The sequence below is a fragment of the Sphaerisporangium sp. NPDC049002 genome (assembly GCF_040649355.1).
Lineage (GTDB): Bacteria > Actinomycetota > Actinomycetes > Streptosporangiales > Streptosporangiaceae > Sphaerisporangium.
In genome coordinates this window covers 1-9,712 of sequence record NZ_JBEZFH010000253.1, presented here as the reverse complement: position 1 = coordinate 9,712, position 9,712 = coordinate 1, and the positions used below count along the sequence as shown (strand labels likewise).

Genomic DNA, 9,712 nt, shown 5'->3' with positions numbered 1-9,712 from the left:
GGACGACCGGTCACCCGGCACCCGATCCTGGACGGGTGTCTAGCTGGAGAAGAGCATGCCCACCCAGCTGCGCTGGTGGTGACCGCGGTGACCCCCGTGGTGCGGCACGCCCCAGGCCGGTCCGCCGTGCTGCGGTGGCGGCGGCGGGGCGGAGTACTGCTGCTGGGCCCACTGGCTCTCGACCCGGGACAGGGTTTCGAGCTCTCCGTAGTCCAGGAAGATGCCGCGGCAGTTGTCGCACTGCTCAATGTGGACACCGTTGCGGTCGTAGGTCCGCATGGAACCCTGGCACTTCGGGCAACGCATCGAGTCGGTCTCCTTAGAGTGGCCTCAGACGACCTTACTGCGGCGCGGCGGCGCGGATGATCCTCCCGCAGGAGGAGACGAGGTCCTGCTCCACATCGTCCAGAGGACGGCCCTCGGTGCGCGCCGACGCCACCGCGGTGGCCGCCAACTGGATCGTCAACGCGCGGGCCGGTACATCGAGTTCCCGCCACGGATCGCCGTGGGACACGGCGGATCCGCCCGCGCCGAGGTAGGCCGACAGGAACCGCCGCCACAGATCGGGGGACAGGAACCCGGTCGCGAACCAGGCGGCGGGCCGGGCCAGATCCCACGACGGGGTCCCGGCGCCGAGGTCGTCGACATCGATGAGGAGCCACGCGCCCTGGTAGCGGACGATCTGGCCGAGATGCCAGTCGCCATGCGTCAGCAGCCCGGCGCCGGGCCGCGCGCCGGCCACGCCGGAGGGCAGGGACAGGTACGCCTCCCGGATGACGCCCGCAGGGGCCGCGTACCGGCCGTCCCCGGTGCCGGCGGTGAGGTCGTCGAGCCGGGCGAGGGCCGCGAGCAGCCTGGCCGGTCCGCCCGCGGGAGGCAGGACGAGGGCGTCCGCCGGGCCGGCGTGCGGCGGAATGAGGCCGTCGGCGGGGACCGCGTGCAGCCGGGCGAGCAGTTCGGCCGCGGCCTCCCAGGGGGCCGCCTCCGGATCGGCCGGGTCCACCGGCTCGCCCGCCGGCCACACCGTGACCAGCCGGTCCCCGGCGCGTCGTACCCGCTGGTCCAGCGGCGGCAGCAGCACCCCGGGAAGCGCGCCGGCCGCACGCAGGCGGGCCGTCAGGTCCGCCTCGCCGGTGCCCGCCGGATGGGCCTTCGCCACGACGTCGCCGGCACGGACCACCGTCACGCCGGTGTCCTTCAGCACTCTCACGTCCCCGGCAGGCCGCGCTGCCCCTGGCGCCGAGGCTCGCGCGATCTCGGCCAGTCGCTCGGTCAGGGGGGTCGCCGACACTTCTCCGCACCGCACGGTCACCGGTCCAATCTACGGGCGTGGCCATAGGGTGGACGTCATGAGGATTGGCTTCGGGGTACCGGTCTCGGGCTCGTGGGCGACGCCCGCCAACATGCTCCTGGTCGCGCGGCGCGCGGAGGAGCTCGGCTACGACTCGCTCTGGGCCTTCCAGCGGCTGCTGTACCCGGTGGGCCATCCGATGGGGCCCGTCTACCGCAGCGTGCGGGATCCCATCGTGACGCTGTCGTTCCTCGCGGGCGTCACCAGCCGCGTCCGGCTCGGCGTCGCGGTGCTCAACATGCCGTTCTTCTCCCCGGTGCTGCTGGCCAAGCAGCTCGCCACCCTGCAGGACGTCACCGGCGGGCGGCTCGACGCGGGTCTCGGCCTCGGCTGGCTTCCCGAGGAGTTCGTCGCCTCGGGCGTGCCCATCGAGAGCCGCGGGCGCAGGGCGGTGGAGTACCTCCAGGTCCTGCGGCGGCTCTGGACCGAGGACATCATCTCCCACAAGGGGGAGTTCTACGAGATCCCGCCGTCCCACCAGGACCCGAAGCCGAGGCCCGCGCCGCCGCCCGTGCTGCTCGGGGGGACCGCCGAGGTGGCGCTCAGGCGCGCCGGGCAGCTCGCCGACGGCTGGATCAGCTCCAGCCGCGCCGACCTGCCATCCATCCACGACCAGATCTACATTGTAAAGGACGCGGCTCGGGCCGCCGGGCGCGATCCCGGCGCGCTGAGGTTCATCGTCAGGGGCGTCACCAGGCTGCGCGAGGCCGGCCTGCCCGACCGGCCGATGCTGACCGGATCCCCGGAGGAGATCCGGTTGGACATCGAGGCGCTGGGGGCCGCGGGGGTGACCGAGCTGTTCCACGACCTCAACTTCGACCCCGAGATCAGCTCCCCGGACGCGGACCCGGCCGCGTCCCTGCGCCGCGCGGAGGAGACGCTGGAGGCGATGGCTCCCCGGGCGTAGTGCGCACGATGAGGTGACCGGTCGGATGTCGCCCGTACACCTGTCATCCTGGTTTCGTGAGCCAAGGCGTCGAACGCGGGGGAACGGTGGACGAGCGCAAGCCGATCGAGTGCTGGCTGTCCGACATGGACGGTGTCCTCGTCCACGAGGGAAGCCCCGTGCCCGGAGCCGACGAGTTCATCCGCAGGCTTCGTGACCTGGGCAAACGGTTCCTCGTGCTGACCAACAACTCCATCTACACGCCCCGTGACCTGTCCGTGCGGCTGCGAGGCGCCGGCCTTGAGGTGCCTCCCGAGGCGATCTGGACCTCGGCGCTGGCCACGGCGAGGTTCCTCGACGACCAGCGTCCCGGGGGCTCGGCGTACGTGATCGGCGAGGCGGGGCTGACCACGGCCCTGCACGAGTCGGGGTACGTCCTGACCGACATCGACCCCGACTACGTCGTGCTGGGCGAGACCCGCACCTACAGCTTCACGGCGATAACGCGCGCGATCCGGCTCATCGACGCCGGGGCCCGCTTCATCGCGACCAACCCCGACGCCGTGGGCCCGTCCAACGAGGGATCCCTGCCCGCCTGCGGGGCGGTCGCCGCGATGATCACCAAGGCGACGGGCGTCGAGCCGTACTTCGTGGGCAAGCCGAACCCGATGATGATGCGCAGCGCGCTGAACGCCATCGACGGCCACAGCGAGAGCACCGCGATGATCGGCGACCGGATGGACACCGACATCGTGTCCGGCATGGAGGCCGGGCTGCACACGATCCTCGTGCTCACCGGGGTGACCACCAGGGACCAGATCGACCGCTACCCGTTCCGGCCCTCCCGCGTGGTGCGGTCCGTGGCCGACCTCGTGGAACTGGTCGAATAGCTGCCGCGTTCTGTCAGGTTTTATGGGGAGTATGCCTATATGACCGACATATATCTGGAAATCGGGGCCAAGAGGGTGTTCGCCTGCGCGTACGACTGGCCGGGGTGGTGCCGCGTCGCCAAGGGGGACGAGGGCGCGATCGAGGCCCTGTCGGAGTACGTGCCGCGCTACCGTGTGATCGCCGAGCGGGCCGGGCTGCCCTTCGAGCCGGACGCGTTCACCGTGGTGGAGCGGGCTCCCGGTGACACCACCACCGACTTCGGCGCCCCCTCGGCGATCCCCGCCGTCGACGCGCAGGCGGTGGACGCCGCGGTCGCCGAACGCGACACCGCGCTCGTGCGGGCCGCCTGGGAGGTCTTCGACGAGGTGGCGGCCGTCTCGCCCGAAGAGCTTCGCAAGGGCCCGCGCGGCGGCGGCAGGGACCGCGACAAGATGGTGGCGCACGTGATCGAGGCCGAGCGGTCGTACGCGCGCAAGATCGGGGTGCGGCACCGGCCGTTCCCTCCCGGAGACCACACGGCGCGGGCCGCGATGCGCGACGAGATCGCCGAGGTGCTGAGCAAGCCCTCCGACGGCTCGCCGCTCGTGCCCGGCGGGTGGCCCGCCCGGTACGCCGCGCGGCGGATCGCCTGGCACGTGATCGACCACATCTGGGAGATGGAGGACCGCCGCGTCTGACCCTCGGACCAGGACGGGGGATCAGCCTTCGTCGCCGCGGCGCAGGCGCTTGACGTCGGAGCGGTGCTTCTTGGCCGTCAGGCGGCGCTCGACCGCGCGGCGGGAGGGCTTGGTCGCCCGGCGCTTCTTCGGCGGGGGAGCGATGGCCTGGTCGATCAGATGCGTCAGCCGGAGCTTGGCGGCCTCGCGGTTGCGGAGCTGTGAGCGGTACTCCGAGGCGGCGATCGTGATCACCCCGTCGACGAGCCGCGAGCTCAGCCGCTCCAGCGCGCGGTCCTTGAGCGGCTGCGGGAGGGCGGTCGTGGCCGCGAGGTCGAAGCTCAGCTCGACGCGGCTGTCGGTGGTGTTCACGCCCTGGCCGCCCGGCCCGGAGGAACGGGAGAAACGCCAGCTGAGCTCGGCCTCCGGGATGGAGACCGAGCCGCGGACGTGAGGCGGACCAGGCATTCCCCCAGGGTAACCGCAAGGTCCCACCACCGATCAACCTATTTGTTCGGCATCGCCGCTCTCGTAGGGCTTGTGACCCGCTTGTGAGCCTCTCTTCCCGGCAGGCGACTGTCTTGTGCCGTGCTAGTGCGCCGCCTTGTGGTGATCGTCAGGCTCGGGCAAAGTGTCCCTGTTCCCGAAGTGTTCTCGAACCTCGGCCGTACCCGCGGAGCCGAGTACGTCAGCGACCCTGGGAGGCCGTGCGGTGACCGCGATCGTGGGGGTTCACGGCATCGGCAAGTACCGCTACTTCCAGGCCGCGGGCTCGGCCACGGGGGCGGCGGACGCCATGCGCGCCAAGTGGGACCGTTACCTGCACGCCGGGCTGGCGGGCGGCGCTCCGTACACCGGGCAGTCCTACGTCAGTGAGGTGGCGTACTACGCCCACCTGCTCCGCAAGGAGACTCCCCCGGCGGCCAAGCGCGACCTGCGGATGATGGACTCGGCCTCCCAGCTCGTGCTGGCCGACTGGATGAGGCAGATGGGCGGTGCGGGGAGCTTCGCGGGCGAGACGCTCACCGGGGTGATCCACCGCGTCGCCGAATGGCTGCTCATGAAACTCGGCCCGCACGCCACGAGCTTCGCCGAGGACTTCTGCCCGGAGGTCGCGGCCTACTTCGCCAGTGCCGACGCCGCCGCGAGGGTCCGGTCGCGGGACGCCGTGGCCGACGCGATCCGCCGCAACCGGCCCAAGGTGGTCATCGCCCACTCGCTGGGCAGCGTAGTGGCGTACGAGGCGCTGTGGGCGCATCCCGATCTGTCGGTCGAGCTGCTCATCACGCTCGGCAGCCCGCTGGCGATGCGCGGGGTCGTCTTCGAGCGGCTCCAGCCGTTGCCCCAGGCGGGGCGCGGCAGGTGCCCCCGCGGCGTGGGCCGATGGGTGAACATCGCCGACAAGGACGACATCGCCGCCATCCCGGGGACGCTGAAGAGCCGTTTCGACGGGGTGACCCGCGACGAGAAGGTCAACATCGACTGGGCGGACTTCCACACGGTGCGCAACTACCTGGGCTGCGGGGCCGTGAACGAGTACGTGGAGCCCTTCCTCAAGGCCTGACGTTCGGTAATATCGCGATCATGAAATGGGTGCTGTTCGACTACGGGGAAGTGCTGTCCCACGCCCAGCCGGAGGCCGATCGCGGGCGCCTGGCGGAGGCTTCGGGCATCGAGCCGGGCCGCTTCTGGCAGGGCTACTGGCAGCACCGGCTCGATTTCGACCGGGGCGCGCTGACGCCCGGCGCTTACTGGTCGGAGGTGCTCGAACGGCCGGTGCGCGGCGCCGAGGTCGAGCGCCTGGTCACGCTCGACGTCGAGAGCTGGTCGCATGCCAACGAGGACACCGTGGCGATCCTCTCGGAGCTCAGGGCCTCCGGCCGCCCGGTGGCGCTGCTGTCGAACGCCCCGATCTGCCTCGCCGACGGCATCGAGCGACTGCCGTGGATCCAGAGCATGAACGCCCGTTTCTACAGCGGCCACATGGGCCTGGTGAAGCCCGACGCGGAGATCTACCTGAGGGTGGCGGCGGGGCTCGGCGCCCGGCCGGCGGACTTCGTGTTCGTCGACGACCGCCTGGTGAACGTCAACGGCGCGGAGTCGGCGGGAATGGCCGCCGTCCATTTCCGTGACGCCGGATCGTTGCGCGGGGACCTGGAGACGGTACTGACCGGTTCATAATGAAATACCATTCTCCGGACATGGCGAAAAGCGTCATTTACCATATTTCACTCGTCTGACCTGCGGTGACGTATCGATCGCCCGTCTCGTGGGAATACGGATGACAACCGAATAACGGAGGGTGAAGATGCATGTCACCGGCATTATCAGCGCGATCATCGTCGGCCTGGTGATCGGCGTGCTCGCGCGGCTCCTCATCCCCGGCCGGCAGAACATCCCGATCTGGCTGACCATCCTGATCGGTATCGTCGCGGCCCTCATCGGCACGGCGATCGCCGGCGGTCTCGGGGTCGCCAACACCAAGGGCATCGACTGGATCGAGCTGATCATCCAGATCGTCCTCGCCATCATCGGGGTCCTGCTCGCCTCCTCGCTGTACGGCAGACGCAAAGTGTCCTGACCGCCGGGGCGTCCCCCCGCCCGCCCGCGAACTTCGCCTGGCGTGCCGTAAACGGTCGCCTCGGCGTCGGCGGGCGTTCAGCCACGGTGGGTAATCCGCTTGCCTGTCCCGCAGCTGTTCACGTGGACGACATCACGACCTCGCCCGCAGGTCAGCCGGGCCGCCTGCACTTGAGTCGTGGAGCAGAACCCCTCACGCAGAGTGTTCATGATCGCCGCCGCCGCGGGAGCAGGGAGCCTGATCCTGCCCGCTTCGGCCGGCGCGTCCACCCCCGCTTCGTGGCTCGCGCCCGCGCGCGCGGGCCGTACCGCACCGGATCCGTTCACGCTGGGAATCGCCTCCGGCGACCCGGCGGCGGACGGATTCGTGCTGTGGACCCGTCTCGCGCCCGCCCCCCTCGCCGAGGACGGCCACGGCGGCATGCCGGGCCGCGACGTCGAGGTGGACTGGCAGGTCGCCGCCGACGAGCGGTTCCGCCAGGTGGTGCGCACCGGTACGGCGACCGCACGCGCCGGGTCCGCGCACACGGTCCACGTGGAGGTCGAGGGACTCCAGCCGGGACGGGAGTACTTCTACCGGTTCCGGGCGAACGGTCATCTCTCGCGGGTGGGACGCACCCGTACCGCGCCGACCACGGCGAACTCCCTCAGTTTCGCGGCCGTGTCGTGCGCGCAGTACGAGCACGGCTACTACACGGCCTACCGCCGGATGGCCGAGCAGGACCCCGACCTGGTGGTCCACCTGGGCGACTACATCTACGAGTACTCCGGCGGCGTCTACACGGCGGCGGACGGCAACGTGCGGCGCCACGCGGGCGGCAAGCTGCAGACGCTGGCCGACTACCGGGTGCGGCACGCGCAGTACAAGACCGACCCCGACCTGCAGTTCGCCCACAGGAAGAGCCCGTGGGTCGTCATCTTCGACGACCACGAGGTCGAGAACAACTGGGCCGGCGACAACCCCGGCACGCTCGTCCCGGGCTTCGCGGCCCGCAAGGCGGCCGGATTCCAGGCCTACTACGAGCACATGCCCCTGCGCAGGTCCGCCGTCGCCCGCGGCACGCACATCAAGATCAACCGAAGGATCGAGTGGGGCTCGCTGGCGACCTTCCACATGCTCGACACCCGCCAGTTCCGCGACCACCAGCCGTGCGACGACGGGATGCGGTCGGGCTGCGACGAGCGCCTCGGCCAGGAGCGGGTCATGCTGGGGGACGACCAGCTGAAGTGGCTGGCCGGAGGCCTGCGCTCCTCGCCCGGCACCTGGGACCTCATCGCCCAGCAGATCATCGTGGGCCAGCGCGACTACCACCTCGGCCCCGGCAGGGAGCTGAACGTCGACGCCTGGGACGGCTACCCGGCCGAGCGCGACCGGCTGCTCGGCGCGCTGTCCTCCTCGGGGGCGGGCAACCCGGTCGTGCTGACGGGAGACGCCCACGTGGCCTCGGCCGCCGATCTCGTGGCGGACTTCGACGACCCCGACGCCGAACGGGTCGGGGTGGAGCTCGTGAGCACGTCCATCTCCAGCGACGGAGACGGCTACCACGACCCGGCCAGGGACGCGGCGCTTCTCGCCGAGAACCCGCGGCTGAGGTTCGTCAACGAGCGCCGGGGCTACATCATGTGCACGGCCACGCCGGAGGAGCTGAAGGCCGACTTCCGGACGCTCGACTACATCAGCCGCAGGGGCGCCCCGGCCAAGACCGCGGCGACCTTCACGATCCCGGCGGGGGAACGCGTCCTCACCTGACCGGCCCGAGTCCCGTGGGCGGCCGATCTCACCTCTCTTGTCGTCGGGGTGGAGCCTCATCCAAGGGCGGAAACTCATCCAAGGGAAGAGCTTGATCCAGGGGAGGAGCCTCGTCCAGGCGTGGAGGGGAATCGCAGGGTGGAGCCGGGCAGGAGCGATCCGTTCAGGGGGCGACGGCGAAGCCGAAGAGGCCGCCCGCGTCTCCCGTCAGCAGGCGGGCGTCCGCCGGGCGCAGCCCGGTGTAGGACCCCTTCCTCACGCTGGAGGGGATCAGCGTGACGCGTCCCGCGCCCGGGGCGCCGACGACCAGGCCGGAGCCGGTGATCGCGACCGTCGAGCCGTACAGGTCGCCGGGGTGGCCCTTCCTCCCCCTGACGATCACGTGGTGCCGCGCCGTCAGCCCGCCCGTACGGGTGCCGGCGAGCACCAGGACCATGCCACTGCCGGGAAGCCCGATGGCCAGCTCCGCGTCGCCGTCCCCGTTGAGGTCCCCTGCGGCGAGCGCCGAGCCGAGCCGGTCGGTGTTCAGGCTGGTGCCCCGGATGCCCTTGGTCCTGCGCGACCAGAACTCGCTGCCGATGGCGGTGAGCCCCCGGCCCGTCCCGTAAAGGACGTGCACGCCGCCGTTGCCGTACATCGGCCCGTCCTGGAAGGCGTCCAGGCCCTCTCCGGGGACGCCGACGGCCAGGTCGTCGCGGCCGTCATGGTCGAAGTCCCCGGCGGCGAGCGTCGCGCCGAAGGCGTCGTACTTCTCGGCCTCGCCGGACACGCCGGGGCTGTTCTGGGTGTAGACGCCCGCCTGCCTCGCCCGGAGGTCGGCGATCGTCACCGAGCCGCCTCCCGTGGTGGTGCCGACGGTGTCGCCGGGAGCGCCCACCGCGAGCTCGGCCTTCCCGTCGCCGTCGAAGTCGCCGACCGCGACGGCGGCGCCGAACTGGTCGGTCTCGGAGTGGTCCTGCGCCACCCATGACGTCGCCTGGGTGATGAGGGTTCCCCTGCCGTACGGCTTGCGCCCGTTCAGGCCGAAGACCCCGGCTCCGCCACCCTCGTCCAGCCCGGGGATGCCGACCACCAGCTCGTCGTCCCCGTCGCCGTCGAGGTCCCCGGCGGCCAAAGCCGCCCCGAACCGGTCGGTGTCCCTGTCCCGGCCGAGCCGGGTCACGTCGAGCGTGCCCGCGGGCTTCAGCCCGTGGGCCGTGCCGTACATGAGGTGCACGATGCCGTTGCCGTCGGCGCCGTCCGGCACCGGAGTGCCCGCGAACTCCTCCGACGCGCCGATCGCGAGGTCGGCGCAGCCGTCCCCGTTGAAGTCGCCCCGGACGACCGCGGACCCGAACGAGTCGCCGCGCTCGGGCGTGTCCGCGATCCCGGAGGTGCCCTGCGAGAGCACCGTCTCCTTCGACGTCCCGCGGAAGAGCGTGACCGTCCCCGCGCGCGTCTGGCCGTCCACGGTGTCGTACGGCGCGGCGACGGCCAGATCGGGCGTGTCGCACGCCAGGGCGCCGGCGCGCGACGGCACGACGGCGGCCGGCTTCCCGGGGACATCCCCGAGGCCGAGCGCGACTACTACCTTGAGCGGATCTACCCGGCCTTCGGGA

The 9,712-nt window shown here is 71.3% G+C and carries 11 protein-coding genes; 7 read left to right on the top strand and 4 right to left on the bottom strand.

The features are described from left to right. Nucleotides 1-39: 39 nt before the first annotated feature. Complete coding sequence (locus AB0B89_RS32065; protein WP_358560264.1) at nt 40-306, bottom strand: zf-TFIIB domain-containing protein; 267 nt, start codon at nt 304-306, stop codon at nt 40-42. A gap of 34 nt (nt 307-340) precedes the next feature. Next, nucleotides 341-1,186: a phosphotransferase gene (locus AB0B89_RS32060; protein WP_358560262.1), complete on the bottom strand. Its 846-nt coding sequence runs from the start codon at nt 1,184-1,186 to the stop codon at nt 341-343. 163 nt (nt 1,187-1,349) lie between these two features. Between AB0B89_RS32060 and AB0B89_RS32055 the strand changes: the two genes are divergently transcribed. The 3 genes from AB0B89_RS32055 (at nt 1,350) to AB0B89_RS32045 (ending at nt 3,805) form a co-directional block, all read left to right on the top strand. After that, nucleotides 1,350-2,258, top strand: a complete 909-nt coding sequence (locus tag AB0B89_RS32055) for a TIGR03619 family F420-dependent LLM class oxidoreductase (RefSeq protein ID WP_358560260.1) — start codon at nt 1,350-1,352, stop codon at nt 2,256-2,258. Between the two features lie 125 nt (nt 2,259-2,383). Next, a complete protein-coding gene (locus AB0B89_RS32050) occupies nt 2,384-3,127 on the top strand; it encodes an HAD-IIA family hydrolase (protein ID WP_358560266.1) in 744 nt (247 codons plus the stop codon). A 39-nt stretch (nt 3,128-3,166) separates the two neighbouring features. After that, nucleotides 3,167-3,805 carry a hypothetical protein gene (locus tag AB0B89_RS32045; RefSeq protein WP_358560258.1) on the top strand — a complete coding sequence of 213 codons (639 nt, stop codon included), beginning with the start codon at nt 3,167-3,169 and terminating at the stop codon, nt 3,803-3,805. Nucleotides 3,806-3,826: 21 nt separating this feature from the next. Here the strand turns inward: AB0B89_RS32045 and arfB are convergent, their stop codons facing one another. Further along, the gene (gene arfB, locus AB0B89_RS32040) at nt 3,827-4,252 is read right to left on the bottom strand and encodes an alternative ribosome rescue aminoacyl-tRNA hydrolase ArfB (RefSeq protein ID WP_358560256.1); all 426 of its coding nucleotides are present in this window, start codon (nt 4,250-4,252) and stop codon (nt 3,827-3,829) included. A 244-nt stretch (nt 4,253-4,496) separates the two neighbouring features. On the opposite strand from arfB, the gene AB0B89_RS32035 reads away from it, so the two are divergent. The 4 genes from AB0B89_RS32035 to AB0B89_RS32020 all read left to right on the top strand — a co-directional run bounded on the left by AB0B89_RS32035 (nt 4,497) and on the right by AB0B89_RS32020 (nt 8,114). Further along, a complete protein-coding gene (locus AB0B89_RS32035; protein WP_358560254.1) occupies nt 4,497-5,348 on the top strand; it encodes a hypothetical protein in 852 nt (283 codons plus the stop codon). Nucleotides 5,349-5,368: 20 nt separating this feature from the next. Beyond that, on the top strand, nt 5,369-5,965 hold the full coding sequence (locus tag AB0B89_RS32030) for an HAD family phosphatase (RefSeq protein WP_358560252.1): 597 nt from the start codon (nt 5,369-5,371) through the stop codon (nt 5,963-5,965). 127 nt (nt 5,966-6,092) lie between these two features. Further along, nucleotides 6,093-6,365, top strand: a complete 273-nt coding sequence (locus AB0B89_RS32025) for a GlsB/YeaQ/YmgE family stress response membrane protein (protein ID WP_358560250.1) — start codon at nt 6,093-6,095, stop codon at nt 6,363-6,365. A gap of 177 nt (nt 6,366-6,542) precedes the next feature. Continuing rightward, nucleotides 6,543-8,114 (top strand): alkaline phosphatase D family protein, encoded by a 1,572-nt coding sequence (locus tag AB0B89_RS32020; RefSeq protein WP_358560248.1) that lies wholly within the window; start codon nt 6,543-6,545, stop codon nt 8,112-8,114. Nucleotides 8,115-8,277: 163 nt separating this feature from the next. Here the strand turns inward: AB0B89_RS32020 and AB0B89_RS32015 are convergent. After that, nucleotides 8,278-9,712, bottom strand: a 1,435-nt coding sequence (locus tag AB0B89_RS32015; RefSeq protein ID WP_358560246.1) for an FG-GAP repeat protein, incomplete at its 5' end; no start/stop codon positions are given.